Source organism: Vibrio sp. RW, assembly GCF_027587105.1.
GTDB classification, from domain to species: Bacteria; Pseudomonadota; Gammaproteobacteria; order Enterobacterales; family Vibrionaceae; genus Vibrio; species Vibrio toranzoniae.
On the sequence record NZ_JAPPTM010000040.1, the window covers coordinates 1 to 24,940 of the forward strand.

The following is a 24,940-nucleotide window of genomic DNA, read 5'->3' on the forward strand; positions in this document are numbered from 1 at the left end:
TTGTTTAATATGTGATTTTTTAACTTTTTAAAATGAATTTGAAAATTACATCTACATTTTAAAATGGTCAAGTCAGGGTTGTGTAAAATAAAAACCTTACTTGTAATATGGTCAGGATTCTGTGGTCATAAATTAATAACCAAAGGTTATCGGTGCATATTTTTATTCATTAGATATACAATTTTGTATTGTCTATATTATTAATTACTTTTTTTAATATAAAGTTTCATATTTTATCGGCTTTGTTGCTTAAATCGATGGAACTAAATCAAGAAGCTACGATCTGAGCGGCTACACCCATTAAATAGCTATAGCAGAATGCCGAAACCTCGTTACAAAACAACCAACTGGAAATTGTACAATCAAGCCTTAATAAATCGCGGCTCTCTGACCTTTTGGATCGATGAGGAAGCGATAGCCGAGTGGAAGGTCAAGAAGCATGGAACTGACGGGAAATGCAGAGTCTGGCGTAAGCTGCATATTGCTGTAGATACGTACCCACGAAATAGTCGCAGTAGAGCTGAGTTTATCTAACGTAACCGGTGCCGAAGTGCTCCCCAACTTACTTAAGCAAACACGTCGAAAAATCATTGAGATATCAGGTGATGGAGCTTATGACACAAAGAATTGCCATATGCTATACGAGTCAAGCGAGCGATTCCGCTCATTCCGCCATGAGAAGGGGCTGCTTTCTGGCAGCAAGGACGCCCTCATAATTTAACCTTAGGTTGTCAGAAGTTATACGGCTCTAACAAGAAGTAGAAACAGCGTTATGGCTACCATAAGCGCTCGCTAGTCAGAGACAGCAATGTATAGTGTGAAACAGTTGTTAGGTGGGAAGTTAAGCCTGAGGAACTACAACGCTCAAGTTGGCGAGGCTTACGCCCTGATCAAAGCGCTAAACAAACTTACGTGGCTAGGTATGCCTGAAACTCAGTATATCGTTGAATAACCAAGCATAATGGCGCAAGTATGTCTTATCTCTGAATTAAGCAACAAAGCCCTTGAACGTTCGTAAATCTCATTTAATGATCTTGTTTGATCTGTTACCACTGGCACATAAAAAGCCCATTAAGGGCTCTTTTTTATTTTGTAACAGGTACGTACTATCGCCCTTAAACGATCTCGCCCGTTTGCGAGAAAGCTTCTAGCTTCGCTGCATAAGGTTGTAGGTCACCGATATTCAGGTTCACCCACTCATCATTGAAGTAAGTGTCTAAGTAACGCTCGCCGCTATCACAAAGCAAAGTTACGATAGAGCCTTTCTCACCGCGGGCTTTCATCTCGCTTGCCAGTTGAAGCACACCGTACATGTTTGTACCCGTTGATGCGCCAACCTTGCGGCCAAGAATGTCAGACAACCAATGTGTGGTTGCGATACTTGCTGCGTCTGGGATTTTACGCATTTCGTCAACCACACCAGGAATGAAGCTTGGTTCTGCTCGTGGGCGACCAATGCCTTCAATTTTGCTGAATGTACTGCCTTTCACGTCCGCGTTGCCTGTTTGGAAGTATTCGTGGAATACTGAGTTTTCAGGGTCAACAACACAAAGTTTAGTTTCATGTTGTTGGTAGCGAATAAAACGGCCAATAGTCGCTGAAGTTCCTCCTGTTCCAGGGCTCATTACCACCCACGTTGGAACTGGGTGATCTTCCATCTGCATTTGATTGAAAATTGAGTTTGCGATGTTGTTGTTACCACGCCAGTCAGTTGCGCGCTCGGCGTAAGTAAATTGGTCCATGTAGTGACCATTCAGTTCTTCAGCTAAACGACGAGACTCAGCATAGATTTGATCAGACCGATCAACAAGGTGCGCTTGACCGCCGTAGAATTCAATCTGCTCTATTTTTCTCTTTGCTGTGCATTTTGGCATTACCGCAATAAACGGAAGGCCAAGTAGGCGAGCAAAGTACGCTTCAGACACAGCTGTACTGCCTGACGAAGATTCAATGATGGTTGTTTCTGGGCCAACCCAACCATTACAGATAGCATATAAGAATAGAGATCGCGCTAAACGATGCTTCAATGATCCCGTTGGGTGTGTACTTTCATCTTTGAGATAAATGTCAATGCCTTCGATACTTGGTAAATCGAGTTTGATAAGGTGCGTATCCGCTGAACGTTGGTAGTCAGCTTCAATTTTTCGAATTGCATTGTTAATCCATTGATGGTCAGTACACATAGGCGTTCTCTTGATTTTTTGTAGGAATTTTTAGGATTGGTATGGTCCTAATTTAGCGATAATCCCGGAGAAAAACTTTGCCATATTTGCTTTGTTTTGTTTAAATTGTAGAAAATTTTTCTCTTAAATGCCGTTTGGTGGAAATATGATTGATGCCGTAGATAAAAAGATATTAGGATTACTGCAAGAAGACAGTACGCTGTCATTGAACGATATTTCTGAAGCGGTCAACCTCACCACAACGCCTTGTTGGAAAAGGCTTAAGCGCCTCGAAGAGAACGGCATCATTGAGAAAAGAGTCGCGCTGCTAAACCCGGAAAAACTGGATCTTTCCTTTACCGCGTTCGTATTGGTGAAAACCAGTGATCATTCTCATGAGTGGTATGGTCGTTTTGTGAATACTGTGTCGGAATTTCCAGAAGTGATGGAGTTCTATCGTATGGCTGGCGAATATGATTATATGATGAAGGTGCAGGTTAAAGACATGAAGTGCTTTGATGATTTCTACAAACGATTGGTTAACAGTATTGATGGCATTTCCAATGTGACCTCGACGTTTGCCATGGAACCATTAAAGTACACAACAGCACTGCCGCTGTAATGCATCTTAGAACCACTTTGTTTAGCTGACTTTATTCGCGACCTTATCAGTCATACATAGTTTCGGTTAATGAGTTTCTGGTTAGATATAATTTAAGCTTAGACATCGCTTCAACGAGATAAAGAAAAGGATTTTCCATGTTTACAAAAGTATCTACCGCTATCCAACTGGTGTTAGCTGTCGCCATTTTTTATTTGGGTTACACCATCTATTCGTTTACTAATAAAGTCGGTGAAATTGTGGATACTTACCCTAAAGTCATCGAAGATTTATCTGTATTGACTAAGGGCCTGAAAGTCGAAGAGTGGTTAGCGTTTGCTGAGCATATCGATGAACTTGCCCCGCACGTGTTAGATACTGTCGAAGATGTAAGAAAAACCGTCGAGAAAGTGAATCAGACTGTTTCATCGGTCGACAGTAAAATCCCGTCCATTTTGGATGAAGTGAAAAACGTTCGAACGGAAGTGGAGCAGCTAAGAATGGATGTGATTCCGTCAACATTGACTGAGTTGAAACGATACCGAGTAGACGTAATGCCACCTATGCTGGCTGAAAGTAAGTCTTATCGCGAACAAACGATCCCTGTTGTTGTGGCTGAATCTGAAATGCTGAGAGCCGAAGTACCGGGAATATTGGATCAAGCAAACCTACTCGCAGATAAGAGTAAAGCACTCGCTCAGGGCGCAGCCGAAGGTGCTGTGAAAGGGGTGGTGCTGTCACCATTCAATTTGCTGAGAGATGCGGGAGATGGCATTAAAACGCGAGTTCAAAGTGAATTCGAGCCGACGCTAGAAACTGAATAGAGTTTATTTATTCCTGAATAACGACTCTTTGTTGACGTCATGAATAGAAAGGGGCTAGGTATGATACCTAGCCCCTTATTGTTTGGAGTGCGTGTTGAATGGTTTACTTAGTAAAGCGCATCACACCTTCTTGAACGGCTGTCGCTACGAGCTCACCTTTCTGATTAAAGATTTCGCCTCGAACTAAGCCACGAGTGTTCGCCGCTGTCGGGCTTTCAATCGCATAAAGAAGCCATTCATCTATCTTAAATGGGCGGTGGAACCAGATTGAATGGTCAATCGTCGCTACTTGGAAGTTCGGCGTCATGATAGACACTTCATGAGGGTGAAGCGCCGTCACCAAAAATCCCCAATCCGATGCGTAAGCAAGCAAGTATTGGTGAATCAATTGGTTGTCTGGCACCGCGCCATTTGCTCTTACCCAAAGGTACTGTTTCGCTTCCGTCTTCTTAGGATTGAGTGGATTTACGACCGTTACAGGGCGCATCTCAATCGGTTTTTCGCCACAAAAGGTTTTGCGTAGCTTCTTTGGTAGAAATTCAGCAATGTGGCTCGCTAACTCGGTTTCCGATGCATAGTTCTCTGGTCCAGGGATGTTTGGCATTTCATTTTGGTGTTCGAAGCCTGGAGCATCACCATGGTAAGAAGCCGTGAGATAGAAAATAGGGCGGCCATTTTGAATCGCTTTAACCCGGCGCGTGCTGAAGCTGCGTCCATCTCTTAGGTTCTCAACATCATAAATAATGGGTTTTTCAGGATCACCGGGGAATAGAAAATAGCTGTGGAACGAGTGAACGCTACGGTCGTCTTGAACGGTATAGCGAGCAGCGGAAAGCGCTTGTCCCAGTACCTGACCACCGTAAACCTGTGGCAGACCGAGGTTCTCACTTTGCCCACGGAATAAACCTTCTTCCAGTTTCTCTAGCTGAAGTAAACTTAGTAATTCTTGTAAAGGTTGACTCATCGCCAGCATTCCTCTTCGTAAAATGAGTGTCAGATTATGATGCTAATCATTTAGCTTAGTCAGATATCTGTCAATAAATCATAGGGTTTCAAGACAGAATATAAAAGCTCTCTTATAATCGGTGTGTAGATTTGCCGAATCCGGTAAACGTGTTGAGAGAAATTGAATATGAAAAAGGCTCTAATTCTTATTACATCTTTAGTATCATTTGGTCTACTTGTTGGCTGCCAAGCAACATCAGAAACCAGCACTTCTCAGGAAGTGGTTACAGACAGCGCTCAAGTCATTTCAGGAACAGTAAGTTACCGCGAAAGAATTGCATTGCCTGAGAATGCAGTGATTACCGTAACGCTAGAAGATATTTCATTGGCTGACGCGCCATCAACTGTGATCGCAACTCAAGAATTCACCACTGACGGTAAGCAAGTACCGTTCGCATTTGAGCTGAGCTACGACAACAACAAAATTCAACCTAACCACCGTTACAACATGCGCGCAACGATTCATGTTGACGGCAAACTGCGTTTCACAACTGATACGATTAAGTCAGTGATTACCGACGTAGAAAACACGCAACAAACAGACCTACGCTTGGTTGGTGTTCGTTAATTAGTAGTGGGTACCACTTTTAAGGCATCTTGATTAGCTTAACTTAGCCAGTTGAATCGGCGGTTGATGGCAGCTCTAGGGCTGCCATTTGTATATTCTGAGTTTGACCTTTCCTGCGTCACTTACTTCAATCCCTTCTTCAACCAGATGTTTCTTTTGACGATCAAACGAATCACCCTTCAAAGAGATCTCTCCTTTACTGTTGATCACTCGATACCAAGGCAGTTTGCTTCCTTCTGGTAAATTCCCCAGCGCTTTTCCTACGTGCCGCGCATAGCCCGGAAAACCTGAAAAACGTGCTATGTCTCCATAAGTTGTTACTCTTCCATATGGAATTTGGTGAATCACAGCAAAGATTTGGCTCAAAAATTGGTCCATACTAAAATTTCCTAGTTCATTAATACCACGGATCGGTAGAAGGAGAGAGCTATGGTGTTTTCGACATTTCAGTTTCTAATCACAACATTATTAGCGGTTATTTGCGCGAGAGCAATCAGTTTAAGTGACGGTGACATCCCAGTACTTGCGATGGTCATTCCTGCGCTATGGATTTTACCGCAGGGAGGGATTGCAGGGTTAGCTTTGCTTATTTCCATGACTACTTACGGTTTAACCCTTCCTTTACAGCCAATCACACTTTCTGTCAGCGCATGGGTGCTATTCCCACTACTTATGGTGGTCTTTTCAAGAAGAAGTAGTTTGTCTGTCGTGATTATTTCTGGCCTGATCGTGACCACCTTACAGGTCGGAATTATGGTCACGCAATCAGCAGGCAAGCTTGAAGGTGTTCCGTGGGTTACCACACTTCAAACCTTATCAATCATTGTGATTTGGTGGGCGGCAAATCATCTTAAGCCAGCCAGCCGACACAGCTGGTGGTCATTAGGCTTAATACTGCCATTATGGATAGCCGATTTACCTTATGCGGCTTTGGTTGCCTTGTGTGTGACCGGCATTATGGCTTCAATGGAAACTCTAACGCGCTTGAAAACCTTTCGTTGGAATAAGTTATTGTGTTGGACATTGCCAACGGTAGGGTTTGCTGTTTTGGTGGTCACCCCAAGTATTGAGGTGCCAAGCCCTGTTTTTGTGGTTTGGCTATGCTTACTGACTACCGCATGGATGACAGATTACATCATTAGGACAGAGGATAGCGAAGACATCGATATCTAGATCAATAAAAACCATCGCTTTTAAATGTAGGTAAATGGTGAATTTACCTACAATTTTTTAGTGGTTTGGATAAAGGATAAGCACTTAAACAGCAATTGTTAAAAAATAAGGTGTAAGGGCTTGCAATGGTTGCTGTGATGCTGAATAATCCAATCACTCTTTGAGGCAAACCTCTTAGAAAACGAATCTATGGGGGCCTGGTCCTCCCGCAACAATAACTCGTGAACTCGGTCAGGCCTGGAAGGGAGCAGCCGCAGCGAGTGACTTGTGTGCCGGGATGTGGCTGGGTTCCCACCCCTTTGATGTTTGCAAACTAACTTATATCTATAGCATTGATATATGTACTAATTGCAGTATTCCGCCTTTAAAGCCAGAGTTAGGAACTTCCTATCTCTGGCTTTTGTCGTTAGATCAATAGCAAAAAATATACTATACCTACTAATGTCCACTTAGCTTGATATGGTGTTGAATGACTGCGATCGTTAAAGTTCAAGCTCAAATCAAGATTGATCACTCAGGGTTAATGCTCAATATTCCTGTATTGATTACTGAACAGGGCGCGTTTGAACCCTTGCTTGATTATGTCATTAGCCAATCTCATATAAAAAGCCTTCCTTGGATGAACCGAGTTGTGTTTGCATGCCAGTTATTACTGGAATACATGGAGGCCAATCGTGGGTTATTCTCAGAACCGAGCCTTCTATTTCAATCTTTTGTACAACGGCTATCATCGGGGACCATCGACAAAGTAGGGTTTGATTCATCAGGTTTGTTTTGGTTACCTCGATCCGTATCCAACGTCAATCAGCTTCTATCTGCATTGAATGGATTAACGGATTGGCTCTCTATCCATAAAAATACAAGTAACCTTAATGATTTTGAAGAAGCCTCTTCTCATCAAGAACGTCTAAATTACGCAGCTTGGCACAAGAGAAATCAGTACAATTTTCTTGGCCATATCAAAAAAAATGCACTTCCCGAATTACTGAAAAAGGTCAGGAAAGTTCGTGGGAAGAAAGACGTAATTAAAGTGGACGGAGACGCGATTTCATTTCCAGAACAGCTATTTAAATCTTTTTTTATCGACGGTGTCGGCAGTGCGAGAGACTCCAGAATTGCCATTCGCGATCAGCTGATTTTGCTGTTGATGCACGGGGCTGGTGTCAGGGAAAGTGATGCTCTGCATTTGTGGGTTGATGATGTGTTTCTTGATCCAATGAACTCTGACAGTGTTACCGTTCGTTTATATCATCCTGAAGATGGCAAGGCACCGAATCATTGGGTCGGTAGAAAACGACAAAGTACGCGTTCAGCTTACCTTGCTGAAAAGTATCACCTAACACCACGCAATAAACTCACGGGTACCGCCAGAGTTGGTTGGAAAACCAAAGTGGTCGATCATGATGATAACTATATTCAACTTCATTGGTTTCCCTCTTATTACGGTGAAGTGTTTGCTTATTTATGGCAGCAATATTTATTAGCCTTACTCCCTATTCAGCGAAATCACCCTTACGCTTTTGTTTCTTTTACTAGACGGCAACTAGGTAACGCATTAACGCTAAATGCTTTTAATCAAAGCTATGCGGCGGCTATGGGCAGAATTGGCCAAATTGCATCGAAGCCAGAAGGCCGTTCACCTCATGGACATCGACATGCCTATGGGAGACGTATGTCGAATGCCGGGTTAGACGTACGACTCATCAAGAAAGCACTGCATCATTCTTCTCTCTTATCTCAGTCGATTTACACGCAGCCAGGCGTTCGTGACGTCACTCTTGCTTGCGAGCGGGCCACGCAGAAGTTAGATGGTCAGCAGTATGCGAATTTTAAGCAAGATGTTGAATTAAGTTGGGAAACCATTATGGAATACGGTTTTGAAGATATTGATCCCGAAGGCTTATTTTCAGGGAAATCTCCAAAATTTGGGAGGCGAGCCTCATGAAATCAACAGACTATGAATTTAATTGGTTCACCGAAAAGAATGGTTCGGGCTGGGATACGTGGCGAGAGGTCGCGGCGACATGGTTAAACCAAAATAAGTATGGCATTGATCATAAGAAGAATGCGTTGGACAGGTTTTTGGATGAATACTTAGTTCCGAAGTTCATTGTTGATCCCGTCGAGTTTTTCGAGATGGGGCCGCAAGATTATGATAAGTTTCTCGGTCAATTCGAATTGTCTGAAGGCTACAAGACTCAACAAAATAACACAGTTTGCTCGTTTATCGATTGGGTGCTCACCACTTATTATTCGCAACCGGATGATGAGGGTGAGTTGGTCGCCATGTTTAAAAATCCTTTCCAAAAAGGTACTAATTCGGTAAGAAATCAAGAAACGGTTTATAACGCTTTACCTTATATCTACATTAAACGGTTGCGGAAAACTCTTTGCCCGATTGAAAGGGGAAACTTTTCCGACTGGGGCTGGGTGATTGAACAGAGTGATACATTTATATCGAATGGCAGGCATCGGAGAGACTGGTTTATTGTTGATAGCTCTGCCATAGATAAAAAGGATCCTGACTGTGTATGGCGGAAAGTTAAAGTAGATAAGCCTCGCAGTATTAAAGTTGATGGAGTGCGAAAGCTGTTTAAGGAAGGCGAGCACTTTTATGTGATTTGGTCTCCTGTTCGGGCAATGGCACTGTATCTTAAACTACAGCTTCCGCTGCGCACTTTTCAGGTCCGCATGCTCGATTCTGGCGAATCCGATACATGGCTATATGACAGTGGGCAGTGGGTTAGAAATGATTTGAATAACTTTGTTGAAGGCAATGAAAAGCGCCCTTGGCAAAAAGGCGTTTTTCACCGGATTGTCACGCCTGATATTGGTGATGTGATGACAGGTCTTTATATAAACACCAATAAAACAGCCGATAAAAATAAGGACGAAATCACGCGGGGTTATGTGATCCCTTGGCAGCATGAAGACGTCTTATATTGGTTAGAAAAACTACGAAATTGGCAACGGAAATACAATCCTATTGCAGCTGCGACCTCTATCTATGATCTGGATTACAAGCATTTTGGAAGCACAAAAACGGATGTTCAGCGCAACGAAATTGGCAATATTTGTTTTTTGTTTCGCAATGCTGCCGCTCCTGTAAACAGTGAAAAGAAACTGCCAATCACTCAAGGTTACTTGAATACCCTATGGGTAAACCTGATGGCGAAACTTGAAGAGGATGTTTATAAAGATGAATATCAATTAATCGATGGCAGTAAAGTCAATTTCATCGACCCTCTGAACTCTCGAAAAACGTTCTTCCCACTGCATTCGTTACGTGTCTCACTTATCACTTGCTACACCATTGAAGGTGAAATCCCCGCCCCGGTGCTATCTAAGCTATTGGTTGGTCACAGCCGACTCATGATGACCATGCATTACACAAAAGTATCCCCTGTGATGATGGCAAAAAAGATGAAGGCAGCGGAAAACAAAATTGAAGAACAAAATGACGAGACATTGCATTCATTTTTACTCAATAAATCAATAGAAGAGATTGGCTTAAAATCCGCTTATACAGATATAGAGTCCCTTCAAACAGTACTAAGGGTGCGAAACCCTGCTGGGTGGCAAGAAAAGGCGATAGGTATTTGTTTAGCAGGAGGGAACACTACACCACTAGTAGAAAGTACGTCCATAGCAGGGTGTTGGAACGGAGGTGAAAAACTAAAAAAAGCGAATCGCAACCAAGCGGGTTTGTATGGGCCAGTCCCTCATGGTATAGAAAATTGCGTCCGTTGCCGTTGGTTTATTACCGACATTAAATACATCCATTCATTAACCGCCCATTTCAATAATCTTAGTTACCACGCGTCAGAGTCGGCCAGAATCGCCACAGAATTAGAAGCTGAGCAAGCTGAATTACTAGACGAAGAATACTTTTGTGAAGTGAATAACGAGCCTTTTCAGAAATATGAATACCTACATCAAATAGACCGTAGAATTGAAAAGCAAAAAATTGATGCGGATGAATACTGTAAAGATTTGGTCGCCTGTTTTCAGATAATTCGTAAGCTTATTCGCATCGAAGAACTGCGGCTTCCTGAAGACACCGTAGATAAAGTCATCGCAATAGGATCACATACCGAGATCTCCCCGTTTTTTAGCTTTGTTGATACAGAGTCAGAATTTAGACAATTGATACAGTTATGCGATGACGCCGAAATCTATGCTGATCTGCGAGATGATTTAAGAAAAACGCCAGCGATTGGTCATCGATCAAACAAGTTAAATTCAATGCTAATGCAGTCGGGTTACATGCCATTTTTGATGCAGCTTGATGATGAAACTCAGCTCTTAGCGGGTAATGCAATGATTAATGCCATGCTCAAAGCGACAGGAGAGCTTGATAAAACTAAAGCGGTGGGCCTCATTGCATCGTACCTTGATACGGAGACGTATTTACAAGACGCGGGTTTATTAGAGGTAGGCGTAAAGGCTATCGAGGCGCAAACGGGAATCAATATGTTACGCCTTGCTGACTTGTCGAAAAATAAAATGGGAGTAATTAAAAATGGCTAACCCAGTGAACCCGCACATTATTCTGGAAGAACTGTGTTCCAGCGCGACAGCCCGCACAACTGCAGCGCTAAGAACATTGCACAAGATTCTAGAACAGCAAAGCCAGACCAAGTCATTGGACTTCTCTATTGTGACGATTGGAAAGTTATCTCAAGAACAAGGCGGACCTTCAACACAAACCATTCGTAATCGCACGGGAAAACACTTTCAGCAATTGGTCGACGCATGGGCAGCCTATTCAGGAACGACTCGTAAGAAGCCACTCTCGGTGCGTCAGAAGCAGCTTCTCAACAATAATGACCAACACATACTGGAATCTATCGATGATCCAGTCATTCGAGCGGTTGTCGGTTCGTTAATTGCGGAAAGGAACAAATACAGGGACCAACTTAATGTGCTAAAGGCGAATTCCGATATTGTTATTGACCGGACTGCTAAACCTCAGCCTCAAGTGACGGCTACTTCAAATCAGCTGACACCAATAGAATTAGAGGCTCTGAGGTCTGCCATTTCTGACGAGTTTATGGATGAAAAAAGATGGGTTGTGATGCCAACGGGGCAAGTTAAAGATGAAAATGGCATAGAGGTTTACCGGCGTGGCTATGTGAATGGGGTGCTTAAGTTAATTTGAGAGTGAAAGAGTAGGGCTGTTGTTGATGCGGAACAAGTTGTTTCGTAAATCATCTTTGCCCCTTTATGCGTTAGAGCTTTTACTCATTTATATTTTGTTAATCAGAGTTTACCCTACTCATATTTATCCAATTGAAGTGCCCAGCCCTGCTGGTGCAGCTCACTGCCCCCGAGTACACTGATAAAGTAAACAGTTTCTGTGCTCAACAAATAGCTCTCGTAAGGGGGGTAAACCACCTTCTCCTGAAGGTGGTAATTGTTTCGAGTAGAAGATATTGATATCGTTGAAAATAATGCGGTATCAAAGAATTCCGAATGCTCTATCAATGATGACATTGCTTAAGGCTACTTATCATCGCCACCAGCAAAGAGTAGTATTGCTCTTTACCTGGAGCGATGTTTGCACCAATAGGATCCATTTTACCTATCGTGTTCACAGTTGAATTTTCAAATACCGCGTTGACCAGCTCAGGGTTGTATTGTGGTTCGGTAAACACACATGTTACTCCTAAATCTTTCACTGTTTGGCGAATCTCTGAAACGCGTGCCGGACTTGGTTTAGATGCATCAGAAATAGAGATGGCTCCAGTGGCTAACAATTGGAATCGCTGCTCAAAATATTGGTATGCATCATGAAATACAATGAACTTAATACCGTTGATTGATTGAGCTTGTTGTCTGATATCTTCGCTTAGAGAACGTAGGCGAGAGATAGCCACTTTTGCATTCTCCGTGTAAATAGGCGCATTTTCAGCATCAGCGTTTGACAGTGCACCAGCTATGGCTTCTACCCAAACTTCAGCATTTTTCGGATCTAGCCAAGCGTGCGGGTCATATTTACCGTGATGGTGGTCATGATGTGCGTCATGGTCATGGTCATGTTCTTCATGTTGATGATGAACTTCACTTTCTTCACGTTCCTTGTGTTCATGCTTGTGATGTTCTTCGTGTCCCTCTTCGCTATGTGAATGTGCTTCAAATGTTGCACCTTCTCGGAAGCCATACAGTGTGGTTCCTTCGACTTCCATCATTTCAACCTTCGTCGCTGAACTTGCTAGGCTTGAAAGTGGTTTTTCTAACCAAGGTGTTAGCCCTTCTCCAACCCAAAACACGACGTCTGCCTGTGAAAGGGCTTTGGCTTCTGATGGACGTAGATGATAGTCATGAGGTGATGCTTCTGGACGAATAAGCAAGTCGGGTTCACCCACACCATCCATTACTTGTGTCACTAGAGAATGTAACGGTGCGATGTCTACGGCCACTTTCGGGACTTGAGCATAAGTCTGAGAGGCAGCTGCTAAAGCGATGCCAATGCCAGATAAGGCTTGTTTGAGCATGATGTTCTCCTGATTACTTTTAATCAAACATGGTACATATTGAAAAATTCAAATGTTATGTTATAACATATCTATTAATTTAAAAATCTTTACTTTGCTGTTTAAGAATTTATCGCGCAGCTAGTAGTAACCCCCAAATGAGAGAAAGTAGATGTTGATTTCTTCACAAGCGTTGTCTGTCAGGTTTGGGCAACACCTGATTTTAGATCGGGTCAACATGTCGGTTAATCAGGGCGAAATCGTAACGATTGTAGGGCCCAATGGTTCTGGGAAATCAACGTTATTAAAAACCTTAATTGGGTCGGTGCTTCCAACGAGTGGTCACGTGATGCGTGCTGATAACTTGAAGATAGGCTACGTACCACAAAGACTTCACATTGATGAAACTTTGCCGATGACGGTGAATCGATTTTTAACACTACCATTGCGTCATTCAAAACTGGCTATTCAGGAAGCGTTAAGGCGGGCAGGTGTTGAAAGGTTGGAGAAACAGCAACTGATGTCCTTATCCGGCGGACAATTGCAACGAGTTTTACTAGCTCGTGCATTGCTAGAAGAACCATCACTATTGCTGCTTGATGAAGCGACTCAAGGGCTCGACCAACGAGGAACTGTGGGATTTTATCAACAAATCGATGCAATTCGTCAGGAGAGCGGCTGTGCTGTAATTATGGTCAGCCATGATCTGCATGTGTTGATGAAACGAACCGACCGAGTTATCTGTTTAAACGGTCGAGTATGTTGTGAAGGCATTCCGGAAACGGTTAGCCAATCTCCAGAATACAAAGCACTTTTTGGCCTAGACGATGATGATGTCCTTGGTGTTTATCGACATCAGAACGTCGCACACAATTCTCGCAGAGGTTCATCACATGTTGGATGATTTTCTTTGGCGCGCAGGTTTAGCTGGTGTTGGTGTAACGTTGGCAGCGGCGCCTTTAGGATGCTTTATTGTTTGGCGCCGCATGGCTTACTTCGGTGATGCAACAGCTCATGCTTCCATGCTAGGCGTCGCATTGTCGCTCTCTTTTTCACTTCCGATATTCCCAGGCGTATTGTTTATTGCGTTACTCATGGCTATCACGGTTACTTCGTTCACTGGTCGAGGGTTCGCGATGGATACGCTGTTAGGGGTAATGGCGCATTCGGCACTAGCGTTTGGCCTGGTGGCTGTTTCTTTTCTCTCCGGCATTCGAATGGATTTGATGGCCTACTTGTTTGGCGACATTCTGGCCGTAAGCAAAGCGGATTTACTGATTATCTGGACAGGCACGGTATTAGTGATTGGCTTGATTCGATTGCGTTGGTCTGGGTTTCTTCTATCGACGCTAAATAAAGATCTTGCATTGGCGAGTGGTTTTTCACCAAAACGAGAGCAACTGATTCTGACTATCGCGCTTGCCGTAGTGGTCGCCGTGGCCATTAAAGTGGTGGGCGTATTGCTGATTGTCGCCATGCTTATCATTCCAGCAGCAACGGCTCGGCCATTTAGTCAAACGCCTGAAATGATGGTGATACTTGCTGCGCTGATTGGCAGTAGTGCCAGTGTGATTGGTCTACGCGCCTCTTATCTTCTAGATACCCCGACAGGGCCAACAATGGTTTGTATCGCAACTGGGTTATTTATTTTATCGAGCACTATTTGGAGCGTCCGACATAAGTTGCGAGCAAGCAAAGAACGTCGACAAGAAACATAAAATAATAATATCAACTTTGGAGTGAGCAAAATGAGTCAGAAAAAAATAACTGTGACTGTACTTTCCGGCTTTCTTGGGGCAGGAAAAACGACCGTGCTGAGTCATATTCTGAATAATCGCGAAGGCAAGCGAGTCGCGGTGATTGTCAACGATATGAGTGAAATCAATATTGATTCCGCGACGGTGAAAAACGAAGTATCGCTCAATCACAAAGAAGAAAAATTGGTGGAAATGAGTAATGGCTGTATTTGCTGCACGCTGCGAGAAGATTTGTTGATAGAAGTGACCAAACTGGCCCAAGAAGGCCGCTTCGATAATCTCGTGATCGAATCTACAGGTATTTCTGAGCCACTCCCCGTGGCAGAAACCTTTACTTTTGCTGACGAAAATGGCGTATCACTGTCTGATGTCGCCACATTAGATACCATGGTGACAGTTGTAGACTCAGTGAACTTTTTGCGTGACTACGAAGCCGCGCAATCTCTTCAAGAGACTGGCGAGCATTTAGGTGAAGAAGACCATCGCAGTGTTTCTGACTTATTGATAGACCAAGTTGAGTTTGCGGATGTCATTGTGATCAGTAAAACCGATCTCGCTCAAACGGAAGAGGTCGAGCGTTTGAAAGCTATTTTGAGAACGCTGAATACACATGCTCGAATTATTGCAATACAAAATGGGCAGGTGGATATCTCTGATGTATTGGATACGGGCTTATTTAATTTCGAACGCGCACAACAAGCCCCAGGTTGGCTAAAAGAACTGCGAGGTGAACACGTTCCGGAGACCGAAGAGTATGGCATCAGCAGTTTTAGCTATCAGGCACGACGTCCATTTCACCCTGAAAAATTTTATCAGTTTCTACACAGCACGACTCAATTTGGAAAACTGATCCGCTCAAAAGGATATTTCTGGTTGGCTTCTCGCCCTGAGTTTGCCGGGCAGTTGAATCAAGCGGGCGGTATTGCTCATTACGGTTTTGCCGGAATGTTTTGGAAAGCGATCCCGAAAGAACAATGGCCGACTGACCCTGAATACCTCAAAGCCATAGAAGATAATTGGGTCGAACCATTTGGTGATATGCGACAAGAACTTGTATTTATTGGTCAAGGCCTAGACAAAGCAGCCATGATTGAAGCACTTGATCAATGTCAGCTGACAGAGGAAGAACTGCTTGCAGGTAAAACATTGTGGCAAACCTTACCGGATCCTTTTAGTGCTTGGGAGGAAGAGGTATGAGCATTGAGATCGTAGAGGACCCGGCCACTGTCCAAAGAGCATCATCGATAGCGATATCAACATCAGCGCACATACTTAGCGACATCTACAGACCAGAACACAATATTGCCATATGGCAGCGAACGCTCTCGAAAGAGCTGACGAAGGACATTGATCTGATGCTGTCTCAGGAGCCTCGTTTGGCACTGGTACAAAGTGTCACGCCAGATGATGCTGCACAATGGGTACGATGCAAGTTAGAGGGCTATGCGTGTGCTGATGCGCTGAGTGAAGATGTTGCTTTAATCGTCGATATGTTCTGCTGTTTGTTTGATGTTAAAGAAGCAGGTTTGAGGCTAACTCGCCTAGACAGCCCGATGTGCCCGAAATTTCACTTTGATCGCGTGCCTTGCAGACTGGTCACCACTTATACCGGCCGAGCGACGGAGTGGCTGACTAACGACGTGATTGATCGTACCAAGCTGGGCTCAGGTAGCCTTGGGCAGCCCGATCACCTGTCGGGGTTATACAGCTCGGAAAAGTTTATACAACGAGTGCAATCAGGCGACGTGGCCTTACTCAAAGGCAGTGGTTGGGAAGGCAATGAAGCCACTGGGCTTGTGCATCGCTCTCCATCTGTTGGTGAGCATAAACGTCGCTTACTACTCACATTGGACTTCATCTAAAGATATGAGAAAGCAAACAACAGTAGCTAGCATTATGGCTCAGGCAGAAAAAATCTGCCTAACTCGAGGCAAACAGCTCACTACAAAACGTAAATTGATACTTACTGCGCTGCTAGACGCGAAGAAGCCGCTTTCTGCCTACGAACTGGTTGATTACTGTAATGATAACTTTGCCCAAAACATCCAAGCAATGTCGGTTTATAGAATATTGGACTTTTTAGAAGCAGAGCACTTTGTCCATAAGCTCAATACATCTAGTAAATACGTCGTTTGTTCTCAAATCGAGTGCGACTATGATCATGGAGTTCCTCAGTTTTTGATTTGCTCTCAGTGTGGAAAGGTCAGTGAAATAGCGGTTGAAGCAAATGTTGTGTCCAGCGTGTGTGCGAACGCAAGGCAAGAAGGCTTCACCGTTCTAAGCCCACAATTTGAGATTTCCTGTGTTTGTGACGACTGCGCAAAGTCCCTCCCATGAGACGGGCACACAATCTCTATTTATTACGTCACAAGCTCACCGAGTCTTGGTCAACTTTTCAAACTATTTAAAGAATGAATTATGTCAGCAACATTGATTAAAAACGCTCGATTGGTTAACGAAGGTGCTATTACTGAGACAGACCTACGCATTGTCGGCCAAACAATTGACAAAATCGCTCCTGGAATCTGTAAACAACACGGAGATATTGTAATTGATGCGAAAGGGGCTTATTTACTGCCAGGCATGATTGACGATCAAGTGCATTTCCGAGAGCCTGGGCTGACACATAAAGGCACAATTGCAAGCGAATCTCGCGCAGCGTTAGCAGGTGGTATCACAAGCTATATGGAAATGCCCAATGTTAGTCCTGCCACCACGACTATTGAAGCGTTAGAACGCAAGTTTGCTCTCGCTAAAGACAGCTCGTTTGCGAATTATTCTTTCTACCTTGGTGCGACCGAAGACAATCTAGAACAAATTAAACAACTTAACCCTGAACAGCATTGTGGTGTGAAAGTGTTTATGGGGGCATCGACGGGAAATTTGCTGGTCGAAGACCCGCAAGCGTTAGAGTCCATTTTTCGTGACTCTCCAGTACTCATTGTGACTCACTGCGAAAGTGGGGCTGTTATTAAACAAAATCATCAAAAGCAACGACTTAATAAGTCAGAGTTCACCATCGAAGAGCATCCCATTTTGCGTGACGAAGAGGCGTGTTACGCCTCATCTTCTTATGCGGTAGAACTTGCCAAAAAATACCACAATCAACTGCATGTGCTGCACATCACAACGGCGAAGGAGCTGGCGCTGTTTGACGCGGGTGATATTCGAGACAAATCAATCACCGCGGAGGCTTGTGTCCATCATCTCTGGTTCAGTAGCAATGATTATGCGCAGCTCGGTAACCTGATCAAATGCAATCCCTCAATCAAATCCCCTAATGACCGTGACGCGCTATTGGCAGCATTAAATACAGGTCAAATAGATATCATTGCAACAGATCACGCGCCTCATACTTGGCAAGAAAAACAAGTGCCTTACGAGCAGGCGCCAGCGGGGTTGCCGTTAGTTCAGCATGCGTTACTTACACTCTTCGATCATGTCCGTTTGGGCCATATGAGTTTGACTCAAGTAGTCGAAAAAACAGCGCACAATCCAGCCATTCGCTATGGCATTTAAGGCAGAGGCTTTATTCGCGAAGGTTACTACGCTGATTTGGTGTTAGTTGATGCTCATACCCCAACACTAGTTAGCCACGAAAACAGTTTATATCACTGTGGCTGGTCGCCTTTTTCTGGACATGAATTTTCAGCTCAAATTCAAAAGACTTGGGTCAATGGCGCGCTAGTTTATGCCAATAACAAAGTCATCGATAAACCAGCCGCAGCGATGCGTTTATCCTTCAGTCGTTAAGTTAAGTGGCTTACCACAAAGAAAGAACAATGAACAAACTGGAAGTATTATGTTAAGAAGAAACCCAACAGGCCATATGCCGCAGGTGTCCTCAACAGCCTTTATTGATCCAACCGCTATTATCTGTGGCAAAGTCATTATTGAGGATAACGTTTTTATTGGGCCGTATGCAGTTATCCGAGCTGACGAAGTTAATAACCATGGAGACATGGAAGCTATCGTGATCAAATGTGATACCAATATCCAAGATGGTGTCGTGATTCATTCTAAGGCAGGGGCTGCGGTGACAATTGGTGAGCGCTCATCCATCGCTCATCGTTCGATTATTCATGGTCCTTGTCAGGTTTGTGATGATGTTTTCATTGGCTTCAACTCCGTTGTGTTCAATAGCGTCATCGGTGAGAGGTGCGTTATTCGTCATAACTGTGTCGTTGATGGCCTCGATTTACCCGCTTGTTTCCATGTGCCGCCGATGACCAACATTGGTGTCGGTTTTGATTTAGATAGTATCTCTAAAGTGCCACCAGAATATTCAGCTTTTTCCGAATCCGTCGTTTCTGCCAACCATGAACTAGTCCAAGGCTATCGGAGAGTTGCCAATGAACTTTAATAAGCCTCTGATTTCGCGAGTGCCGACTAACATCATCACTGGCTTTCTCGGGGTGGGGAAAACATCGGCAATAATGCACTTATTGGCCCATAAACCAAGTCATGAACGTTGGGCTGTATTGGTCAATGAATTTGGCGAAGTTGGTATTGATGGCAGCTTGTTACAAGGCCAAAAAAAACAACAAGACCAAGTGTTTATTCGAGAGGTCCCCGGAGGGTGTATGTGCTGTGCAGCAGGTCTTCCGATGCAAATCGCCTTAAATCAATTATTGTCTGAAGCAAGGCCAGATCGATTGTTGATTGAGCCTACAGGCCTTGGGCATCCTAAAGAAGTCCTGCAAGTGCTATCGACCGAGTACTATCGTCAAATTCTCGCTTTGCAAAAAAACATTACTTTAGTCGATGCACGTAAACTATCGGATCCTAAGTACACTGAGCATGAAACGTTTAACCAGCAAATCGCTATCGCAGATACAGTGGTAGGAAATAAGCGCGATCTCTATCAAGATGGAGATGAGCTAAAGCTGACGACTTATATAGCTAAGCTCGGTCCGCGGGAAACAAAAGTGATTTTTGCTGAACATGGCGCTATCCCTTTTCATGAATTTGAGGGAGCGACTTATATTGACGTGCAAAAAAAGCCCTCTGTTCTTTATCGTGAACGAGAGAAAAAGTCGCTTGTTCCTGAGTTGCCTATGCCCGATAGCGGTATTCTAAAAGCAACCAATGAGGGGGAAGGTTTCTACAGTATTGGTTGGCGTATCTCCGCTGAGAAAGTGTTCGATCATCAAAAGCTGAGATTGTTGCTGCTCGACCTCAAGGTCGAACGAATGAAAGCGGTTTTTATCACGGGAAGCGGTATTTTTGGTTACAACCTAACATCAGATGGACTCACAGAGTTTGAGTTAGACGAGTGTTCAGAAAGCCGCCTTGAACTGATCTCTTCCGGTCTAGATGATCAATTTGAAGATAGATTATTTCGATGTTTGGAGAAGGCATCATGATCGAGAAGAAAAAACAATCTTGCTACCCACCATGCCTAACCTTCTAAATACGTTAATGGGGTTTCTTTTAGAGTTGCGCTTACGGTACTTATGTCACCGTATCGGGCTAGGATTAGTCACCGCATTTTTTGCCTGTACAGTTCTGGCTCATCCTCACTCATGGGTTGAGATGAAAACATACATCCAAGGCCGCGATGGGATGATTACGGGTTTTAAGATGGAGTGGACTTTTGACCCGATGACATCCGCCTACATGCTTGATGGTGAAGGTATGTCGCCTAATTATGCGCAGAAGACACTGCGCAAGTTAGCCGCCTCGGTACTGGATAATATGTTGTATGAGCATTACTTCACTTATTTTTATGATGGGGATACACCTGTCAAATATAGTGTCGCGCACAGCGAAAAACTGACGCGTAATCGAGCAAAGTTAATTCTGAGCTTTGAGTTACCACTTTCCAAGCCTCAACCCGTTACAAGCGATTCATTACGCTTACTAATTTTTGACCGGAGTTACTACGTTGATATGGCTTGGACATCTGTCAGCGATATTCAATTGTCTGACGAGCTTTCGCGGCAATGCCGATTGAGTCTGGCACAGCCCAATCCAACGCCAGAGCAAGTGAGCTACGCGATGTCTCTCCCAGCAGATACAGATCTTGATTATGCGTTGGGTCAACTCTTTACTCAAACAGTGAACCTCCACTGCACAAGTGCCCCCTAAATAAATTATCAGAGGTAGGAATGAAACTGATGAATTCACATTCACAGCGTAATGAAATGAACCGTTTAACGCGGAACCGACGCCGCTATCTTTTTTCTTTTTTGGCTTGTGCCTTGGTGTTGAGCGGTGTGTATCAATTCTGGCTAGCGTGGCCTTCGCTGATAATAGCGAGTTTACAGTGGCAACGGGAAGTGAATAGCGAACTTGCAGCTTTATTATACGAGGCACAAACTCAACCGTGGCTGGCCGGAGGTTATTTGGTTGGTGTGAGTTTTCTGTATGGATTGCTTCATTCGTTAGGCCCCGGGCATGGTAAAGTGATTGTCACGACTTACTTAGCGACCCATCCCACAAAAGTCAAAACCAGCTTGGTCTTAACCATCCTCTCTGCATTTTGTCAGGCACTAGTGGCGATTGTGCTGGTGAGTATTCTGTTATGGGGCTTCAATGCCTCAATGCGAGTCGTTAATCAACAAGCAAATTTTTTTGTTTCATTGAGTTTTGCATTAGTGGTAATGCTTGGATGTTCAATCTGTTGGAAAGCCGCCAAGCAGCTTTACCGTACGATGAGACCTGCGAAAATTAAGTTCGTCCGTATGACGCCACTCACGATGAGAGCTTCTTCAAAACAATTGCATCTCGACAAAAAATCCGTTGTTTATTCTTCGACTCTGCGAACGCCGATTGCATTGACCAATCCACATAGAGCTACTCTGGAAAGTTGTGGATGCGGACATCAGCATGTAGCAAGTGCACAAACGATCAACAATGCTGCAACCTGGCGAGAGTATGTTGGCGTTGTTGCAAGTATTGGGGTTCGTCCTTGTACAGGCGCCATTATGGTGTTGCTATTTGCCAATATGGTTGGGTTGTACTGGATGGGTGTTGCTAGCGCGATAGTCATGGCGATAGGTACCGCATTTACAACATCCATCATTGCGATAATGACCTTAACCAGTAAGCAATGGGTCAAGCGTTATTTGACCCCATCGAAAGGGAATAACAAAGCAAATTGGGCTAATGCAGGCTATTTTCTACAATTCATCAGTGGTGTATTGCTGATGATACTAGGGTTCACACTTATTGGTGGGCAATATTACGGCATTTCTCCAATATTGTAATTTGACTATGTAGGCAAGAACGTTTAAAACAGTATTGCTTACATGGCCTTACTTATCTTACATATTTGTAGTGTTGCTCAATAACCGTCCCAATAGACTCAATTTGTTGGCGCTACCTACAGTCAAGAACAGCCCTGATGCATCTTGGAGTTATACAGGAGAAACACGACGTTGTTCTGCGAGAGCCATTGCAATGTTGGCTTTGCTGTAGGCGCTCTCATTGATAAAGTGCGGGTAAATATCCCCTTGTCCATTCCAATGAATATCGTAACCAGCGAAAGTCGCTAAAATTGGTGCTCCTGGCTTGACCGCCTCAAAATCTCTACCACAAATAGTTGGATGCACTAAGGCTTGTCGCATACCCTCTTGGTCAAGTGGAATCTTGATTTCTTCGGTGTAAAAAAAGGCGTCATACTCGCTCAGTAAGCCTATTTGGTTGAGGTTGTGTTTTTCAACATAGTCCAATACTGCGGTAAGCATCTGTTTCATCAACTTTACGGTCTCGTACTTTAGCGTACCATGTGCTTGTGCCCCTACTTCAATCATTATCCCATATTGCCCAGCAGTACAAAGGTAAGATTGCTCTTGCCATTCTTTTCGCTCTTCGAAAAGGATATGTGCCGACGGCATTCGCTGTTTAACGTACGCCCCCAATTTCCGATAGAATACATCGTTAGAAAGTAGAATCAACGTCGCTCCCATATTGCTTGTTGTATTGTGCAGGTCAACAATCAACGGTTTTTCTTGGTTTGCGTATTGATCAATGAATTGATGTGCAATCTTGCTTTCATGCAAATCGGAGCAACATTTGCTATTCGTTACAGAGAACTCGCGATTTAAGTCGGTATCGATGTAACGAACGTTGCGTTTTACCGCTTCGGAGTTGGTGATGATCGAATCGGCAGAAAAAGTTGATCTCTCGACAGAGTAACGTTTTTCTTTGATTAGTTTATGTAAATAGATACCGGAAAGCTCGTTTCCGTGTGTTCCTGCAACGATAAGTACTGAATTAAGCTTGTTCATTGTTGAGCCTTTTCAAAGAGAATGAGTTGATTGAGGTGTGTTCTAAGCCAATCGAATAAATTGAATAAACGCTGACAAAACTGAGTAAAACTAAAATAAGATATGTTATAACATAACAAAATAGAACAGGTGTTGATATTTAGTTTCTCATGGGTCAATTTAGATTTATTGTTTTAATCGTTGCTGTACTTTGTTTTTCGGTCGCTTGGCTTCTACCTACCGAGGATGAGCCAAATCAAGATAGTCACAGCGTTCAGCTCAATCAAAGCGTTAATACGTTGCATCCACCATCTTCAGAGATGACGGCCGCATCTGATATCAGTTTGACACCGTTTCCTCAATCTAAACGGATAGGCTATATAGTTAAAGTTGGAGACACGCTCAGTGGTATTTTCGCTCAGTTGGGTGTCCCTTATAGTACTTTACTGCAAGTTCTCTCGGTTGATCTTGACCACCTCCAGCTAGATATGATTCAGCCTGGAGAAGAGCTTGAATTGGTGGTGGATGATATGGGGCAACTGAGTCAGCTAATTTATCATTTGAGTCTTGTAGAAAAAGCTATCTACACCAGAGGAAACGATGGTTCCTTCTCTTACGAATTTCAGGAGATTTCAGGACAATGGCGTGAGACCCTGTTTTCGGGAAAAATCAACGGGAGCTTTTCTATTTCGGCACATCGAGTGGGATTGACATCTGGCCAAGTCGCAAATATTACTCGCGTAATGAAAGATAAGATTGATTTTGCTCGAACTCTTAGAGTCGGTGACCGTTTCGATATATTAGTGAAACAGCAATATTTAGGTGAACACAGCACAGGCAACAGTGAGATTAAGGCGATTTCTTTTAAGTTAGCGAAGGGTGAAGTCGGGGCATTTTTGGCTGAGGATGGACGGTTCTATGATAGAGAAGGCAACAGCTTGGAGCGAGCGTTTAACCGCTATCCTGTCGATAAGGCATACCGCCGAATCACCTCTGGGTTTAATCCTAAGCGTAAACATCCAGTAACGGGAAGAATCGCGCCACATAACGGAACGGATTTCGCGACACCAATCGGTGCGCCGGTATATTCTACAGGGGATGGAAAAGTGATTGCGGTTCGTAAACACCCTTATGCTGGTAACTATTTAGTGATTGAACACAACAGCGTGTATAAAACGCGTTACCTTCACTTGAATAAAGTCTTAGTAAAAAAAGGTCAACTTGTAAAACGTGGGCGAAAAGTTGCCCTTTCTGGTAATACGGGGCGTTCAACCGGGCCACATTTACACTTTGAAGTTTTAGTTCGCAATCGTCCTGTCGATGCGATGAAAGCCGATTTGCCTATCGCGAAGTCGCTTCCTAGTATCCAGAAAACCGCATTTTTGGAACGAGTATCAGAATTTGATAATTTGGTAGAAGCTAGTCAACGAAATGTGATCCTTAACTAAAATTTGATTTGGCAAATTTTTGCTATACCAGAAATTATCCGTTAAGACAGAGTACTCAATGGGTCGTAACTCGGAATTGTCCAAAAGTTTGTTACACACATGTCGATTATGTCTGCTAGAGGATGAAATGGAGCGTGGTAATTTTACTACGTTGAATCTTAGTCGTTGTTCAAATTTGCAGACTTTCGATGCAATGTTATGCGAACTTATACTGCAAATAGTATTATAAGTCTTTGATGTTTGGTTCGAGTTATGCTGACTTATCCTGCAAGCATCACCTTAAAAAAGCCGCTCTTATGAGCGGTTTTTTGCTATCAGACTCCTATCAAACCAATATTTTACTCCTATCAGTACTGTGATTCCCCATGATACTAAAGTGCGTTTGTTGCATTGAGATAAATGGGATCTGGTATTTCGTTATTAAGTTCTGCGACAGATAAGCATTGGTCAAAGATATAGTTATTGCATGAAGTTATTACAAATCCGAATATTATTGTGAACGATCCCATAGCTATTACAACGATTGTTGGGGATCGCGGCTTTGAATCATCAGCCGTTCATTACCGACATGGTGATGAGTTAAGTCGTAAGTGGGACTAACAATAGGAAAATGATAAACTTTATATTGGTGACTATGTATTGCGGAAGAAGTTGTGATTTTATTAGTAGGGCATCATACGCATTGGCTAGATAGGTTCTTTCTTTACTCATTT

At 43.5% G+C, this 24,940-nt stretch carries 22 protein-coding genes, 1 other RNA gene and 3 pseudogenes; 21 read left to right on the top strand and 5 right to left on the bottom strand.

From position 1 onward, the window contains the following. Nucleotides 1–318 precede the first annotated feature (318 nt). A pseudogene (locus tag OCT63_RS20025) lies at nucleotides 319–952 on the top strand (IS5 family transposase). Between the two features lie 163 nt (nucleotides 953–1,115). Here the strand turns inward: OCT63_RS20025 and OCT63_RS20030 are convergent. Then, nucleotides 1,116–2,183 carry a PLP-dependent cysteine synthase family protein gene (locus OCT63_RS20030; RefSeq protein WP_161673538.1) on the bottom strand — a complete coding sequence of 356 codons (1,068 nt, stop codon included), beginning with the start codon at nucleotides 2,181–2,183 and terminating at the stop codon, nucleotides 1,116–1,118. Between the two features lie 145 nt (nucleotides 2,184–2,328). Here OCT63_RS20030 and OCT63_RS20035 point away from each other — a divergent pair, with 145 nt between their 5' ends. Further along, complete coding sequence (locus OCT63_RS20035) at nucleotides 2,329–2,784, top strand: Lrp/AsnC family transcriptional regulator (protein ID WP_017056968.1); 456 nt, start codon at nucleotides 2,329–2,331, stop codon at nucleotides 2,782–2,784. A gap of 137 nt (nucleotides 2,785–2,921) precedes the next feature. Next, the gene (locus OCT63_RS20040; RefSeq protein WP_269984441.1) at nucleotides 2,922–3,587 is read left to right on the top strand and encodes a hypothetical protein; all 666 of its coding nucleotides are present in this window, start codon (nucleotides 2,922–2,924) and stop codon (nucleotides 3,585–3,587) included. 103 nt (nucleotides 3,588–3,690) lie between these two features. Here OCT63_RS20040 and tesB read toward each other — a convergent pair whose 3' ends face one another. Next, entirely contained in the window at nucleotides 3,691–4,551 is an 861-nt protein-coding gene (tesB, locus tag OCT63_RS20045; protein ID WP_269984442.1) for an acyl-CoA thioesterase II, read from the bottom strand. 168 nt (nucleotides 4,552–4,719) lie between these two features. Between tesB and OCT63_RS20050 the strand changes: the two genes are divergently transcribed. Continuing rightward, a complete protein-coding gene (locus tag OCT63_RS20050) occupies nucleotides 4,720–5,160 on the top strand; it encodes a YbaY family lipoprotein (RefSeq protein ID WP_269984443.1) in 441 nt (146 codons plus the stop codon). 75 nt (nucleotides 5,161–5,235) lie between these two features. Here the strand turns inward: OCT63_RS20050 and OCT63_RS20055 are convergent, their stop codons facing one another. Then, the gene (locus OCT63_RS20055) at nucleotides 5,236–5,538 is read right to left on the bottom strand and encodes an MGMT family protein (protein ID WP_136998833.1); all 303 of its coding nucleotides are present in this window, start codon (nucleotides 5,536–5,538) and stop codon (nucleotides 5,236–5,238) included. Nucleotides 5,539–5,589: 51 nt separating this feature from the next. Here OCT63_RS20055 and OCT63_RS20060 point away from each other — a divergent pair, with 51 nt between their 5' ends. From OCT63_RS20060 to gmtX, 5 genes are all read left to right on the top strand, one after another. After that, a complete protein-coding gene (locus tag OCT63_RS20060) occupies nucleotides 5,590–6,333 on the top strand; it encodes a hypothetical protein (RefSeq protein ID WP_060468133.1) in 744 nt (247 codons plus the stop codon). A 195-nt stretch (nucleotides 6,334–6,528) separates the two neighbouring features. Then, nucleotides 6,529–6,625: signal recognition particle sRNA small type (gene ffs, locus OCT63_RS20065), an RNA gene on the top strand. 177 nt (nucleotides 6,626–6,802) lie between these two features. Then, nucleotides 6,803–8,278 carry a gamma-mobile-trio recombinase GmtY gene (gene gmtY, locus OCT63_RS20070; RefSeq protein ID WP_269984444.1) on the top strand — a complete coding sequence of 492 codons (1,476 nt, stop codon included), beginning with the start codon at nucleotides 6,803–6,805 and terminating at the stop codon, nucleotides 8,276–8,278. Then, nucleotides 8,275–10,863, top strand: coding sequence for a gamma-mobile-trio integrase GmtZ (gene gmtZ, locus OCT63_RS20075; RefSeq protein WP_269984445.1), 2,589 nt, complete (start codon nucleotides 8,275–8,277; stop codon nucleotides 10,861–10,863). Before gmtY ends, gmtZ begins: the two co-directional genes overlap by 4 nt. Continuing rightward, nucleotides 10,856–11,494, top strand: a complete 639-nt coding sequence (gene gmtX / locus OCT63_RS20080; protein ID WP_161686238.1) for a gamma-mobile-trio protein GmtX — start codon at nucleotides 10,856–10,858, stop codon at nucleotides 11,492–11,494. The genes gmtZ and gmtX overlap by 8 nt, the downstream gene beginning before the upstream one ends. Nucleotides 11,495–11,816: 322 nt before the next feature. Here the strand turns inward: gmtX and OCT63_RS20085 are convergent, their stop codons facing one another. After that, nucleotides 11,817–12,830: a zinc ABC transporter substrate-binding protein gene (locus OCT63_RS20085; RefSeq protein WP_161673521.1), complete on the bottom strand. Its 1,014-nt coding sequence runs from the start codon at nucleotides 12,828–12,830 to the stop codon at nucleotides 11,817–11,819. A 151-nt stretch (nucleotides 12,831–12,981) separates the two neighbouring features. On the opposite strand from OCT63_RS20085, the gene OCT63_RS20090 reads away from it, so the two are divergent. The 10 genes and pseudogenes from OCT63_RS20090 (at nucleotide 12,982) to OCT63_RS20135 (ending at nucleotide 21,777) form a co-directional block, all read left to right on the top strand. Continuing rightward, on the top strand, nucleotides 12,982–13,713 hold the full coding sequence (locus tag OCT63_RS20090) for an ATP-binding cassette domain-containing protein (RefSeq protein WP_269984446.1): 732 nt from the start codon (nucleotides 12,982–12,984) through the stop codon (nucleotides 13,711–13,713). Next, on the top strand, nucleotides 13,703–14,527 hold the full coding sequence (locus OCT63_RS20095) for a metal ABC transporter permease (protein WP_060468114.1): 825 nt from the start codon (nucleotides 13,703–13,705) through the stop codon (nucleotides 14,525–14,527). Before OCT63_RS20090 ends, OCT63_RS20095 begins: the two co-directional genes overlap by 11 nt. 30 nt (nucleotides 14,528–14,557) lie before the next feature. Then, nucleotides 14,558–15,763: a zinc metallochaperone GTPase ZigA gene (gene zigA, locus OCT63_RS20100; RefSeq protein WP_161673518.1), complete on the top strand. Its 1,206-nt coding sequence runs from the start codon at nucleotides 14,558–14,560 to the stop codon at nucleotides 15,761–15,763. Then, nucleotides 15,760–16,428, top strand: coding sequence for a DUF1826 domain-containing protein (locus OCT63_RS20105; RefSeq protein ID WP_060468112.1), 669 nt, complete (start codon nucleotides 15,760–15,762; stop codon nucleotides 16,426–16,428). Before zigA ends, OCT63_RS20105 begins: the two co-directional genes overlap by 4 nt. Before the next feature lie 4 nt (nucleotides 16,429–16,432). Next, on the top strand, nucleotides 16,433–16,903 hold the full coding sequence (locus OCT63_RS20110) for a Fur family transcriptional regulator (RefSeq protein WP_060468111.1): 471 nt from the start codon (nucleotides 16,433–16,435) through the stop codon (nucleotides 16,901–16,903). Between the two features lie 81 nt (nucleotides 16,904–16,984). Next, nucleotides 16,985–18,319: pseudogene (locus OCT63_RS20115) on the top strand (dihydroorotase). Nucleotides 18,320–18,368: 49 nt separating this feature from the next. Next, on the top strand, nucleotides 18,369–18,929 hold the full coding sequence (locus tag OCT63_RS20120) for a carbonate dehydratase (protein WP_161673517.1): 561 nt from the start codon (nucleotides 18,369–18,371) through the stop codon (nucleotides 18,927–18,929). Next, nucleotides 18,919–19,932 carry a CobW family GTP-binding protein gene (locus OCT63_RS20125; protein ID WP_161673515.1) on the top strand — a complete coding sequence of 338 codons (1,014 nt, stop codon included), beginning with the start codon at nucleotides 18,919–18,921 and terminating at the stop codon, nucleotides 19,930–19,932. The genes OCT63_RS20120 and OCT63_RS20125 overlap by 11 nt, the downstream gene beginning before the upstream one ends. Before the next feature lie 31 nt (nucleotides 19,933–19,963). Further along, nucleotides 19,964–20,656: a DUF1007 family protein gene (locus OCT63_RS20130; protein ID WP_161673562.1), complete on the top strand. Its 693-nt coding sequence runs from the start codon at nucleotides 19,964–19,966 to the stop codon at nucleotides 20,654–20,656. Between the two features lie 29 nt (nucleotides 20,657–20,685). Next, nucleotides 20,686–21,777: a nickel/cobalt transporter gene (locus OCT63_RS20135; protein WP_443088557.1), complete on the top strand. Its 1,092-nt coding sequence runs from the start codon at nucleotides 20,686–20,688 to the stop codon at nucleotides 21,775–21,777. Nucleotides 21,778–21,927: 150 nt separating this feature from the next. Here OCT63_RS20135 and OCT63_RS20140 read toward each other — a convergent pair whose 3' ends face one another. Beyond that, on the bottom strand, nucleotides 21,928–22,800 hold the full coding sequence (locus OCT63_RS20140) for an aspartoacylase (protein WP_161673513.1): 873 nt from the start codon (nucleotides 22,798–22,800) through the stop codon (nucleotides 21,928–21,930). A 149-nt stretch (nucleotides 22,801–22,949) separates the two neighbouring features. Here OCT63_RS20140 and OCT63_RS20145 point away from each other — a divergent pair, with 149 nt between their 5' ends. Both OCT63_RS20145 and OCT63_RS20150 read left to right on the top strand, forming a co-directional pair. Then, nucleotides 22,950–24,227, top strand: coding sequence for a peptidoglycan DD-metalloendopeptidase family protein (locus OCT63_RS20145; protein WP_269984448.1), 1,278 nt, complete (start codon nucleotides 22,950–22,952; stop codon nucleotides 24,225–24,227). Nucleotides 24,228–24,689: 462 nt separating this feature from the next. After that, a pseudogene (locus OCT63_RS20150) lies at nucleotides 24,690–24,940 on the top strand (CatB-related O-acetyltransferase); the annotation flags it as partial.

Coding starts and splice junctions, on each gene's coding strand:
- OCT63_RS20085 (WP_161673521.1), bottom strand. CDS start 12,830: ATGCTCAAACAAGCCTTATCTGGCATTGGCATCGCTTTAGCAGCTGCC.
- zigA (WP_161673518.1), top strand. CDS start 14,558: ATGAGTCAGAAAAAAATAACTGTGACTGTACTTTCCGGCTTTCTTGGG.
- gmtZ (WP_269984445.1), top strand. CDS start 8,275: ATGAAATCAACAGACTATGAATTTAATTGGTTCACCGAAAAGAATGGT.
- OCT63_RS20095 (WP_060468114.1), top strand. CDS start 13,703: ATGTTGGATGATTTTCTTTGGCGCGCAGGTTTAGCTGGTGTTGGTGTA.
- gmtX (WP_161686238.1), top strand. CDS start 10,856: ATGGCTAACCCAGTGAACCCGCACATTATTCTGGAAGAACTGTGTTCC.
- OCT63_RS20060 (WP_060468133.1), top strand. CDS start 5,590: ATGGTGTTTTCGACATTTCAGTTTCTAATCACAACATTATTAGCGGTT.
- OCT63_RS20135 (WP_443088557.1), top strand. CDS start 20,686: ATGAATTCACATTCACAGCGTAATGAAATGAACCGTTTAACGCGGAAC.
- OCT63_RS20090 (WP_269984446.1), top strand. CDS start 12,982: ATGTTGATTTCTTCACAAGCGTTGTCTGTCAGGTTTGGGCAACACCTG.
- OCT63_RS20110 (WP_060468111.1), top strand. CDS start 16,433: ATGAGAAAGCAAACAACAGTAGCTAGCATTATGGCTCAGGCAGAAAAA.
- OCT63_RS20120 (WP_161673517.1), top strand. CDS start 18,369: ATGTTAAGAAGAAACCCAACAGGCCATATGCCGCAGGTGTCCTCAACA.
- OCT63_RS20050 (WP_269984443.1), top strand. CDS start 4,720: ATGAAAAAGGCTCTAATTCTTATTACATCTTTAGTATCATTTGGTCTA.
- OCT63_RS20055 (WP_136998833.1), bottom strand. CDS start 5,538: ATGGACCAATTTTTGAGCCAAATCTTTGCTGTGATTCACCAAATTCCA.
- OCT63_RS20105 (WP_060468112.1), top strand. CDS start 15,760: ATGAGCATTGAGATCGTAGAGGACCCGGCCACTGTCCAAAGAGCATCA.
- OCT63_RS20145 (WP_269984448.1), top strand. CDS start 22,950: ATGGGTCAATTTAGATTTATTGTTTTAATCGTTGCTGTACTTTGTTTT.
- gmtY (WP_269984444.1), top strand. CDS start 6,803: ATGACTGCGATCGTTAAAGTTCAAGCTCAAATCAAGATTGATCACTCA.
- OCT63_RS20030 (WP_161673538.1), bottom strand. CDS start 2,183: ATGTGTACTGACCATCAATGGATTAACAATGCAATTCGAAAAATTGAA.
- OCT63_RS20040 (WP_269984441.1), top strand. CDS start 2,922: ATGTTTACAAAAGTATCTACCGCTATCCAACTGGTGTTAGCTGTCGCC.
- OCT63_RS20130 (WP_161673562.1), top strand. CDS start 19,964: ATGCCTAACCTTCTAAATACGTTAATGGGGTTTCTTTTAGAGTTGCGC.
- tesB (WP_269984442.1), bottom strand. CDS start 4,551: ATGAGTCAACCTTTACAAGAATTACTAAGTTTACTTCAGCTAGAGAAA.
- OCT63_RS20125 (WP_161673515.1), top strand. CDS start 18,919: ATGAACTTTAATAAGCCTCTGATTTCGCGAGTGCCGACTAACATCATC.
- OCT63_RS20035 (WP_017056968.1), top strand. CDS start 2,329: ATGATTGATGCCGTAGATAAAAAGATATTAGGATTACTGCAAGAAGAC.
- OCT63_RS20140 (WP_161673513.1), bottom strand. CDS start 22,800: ATGAACAAGCTTAATTCAGTACTTATCGTTGCAGGAACACACGGAAAC.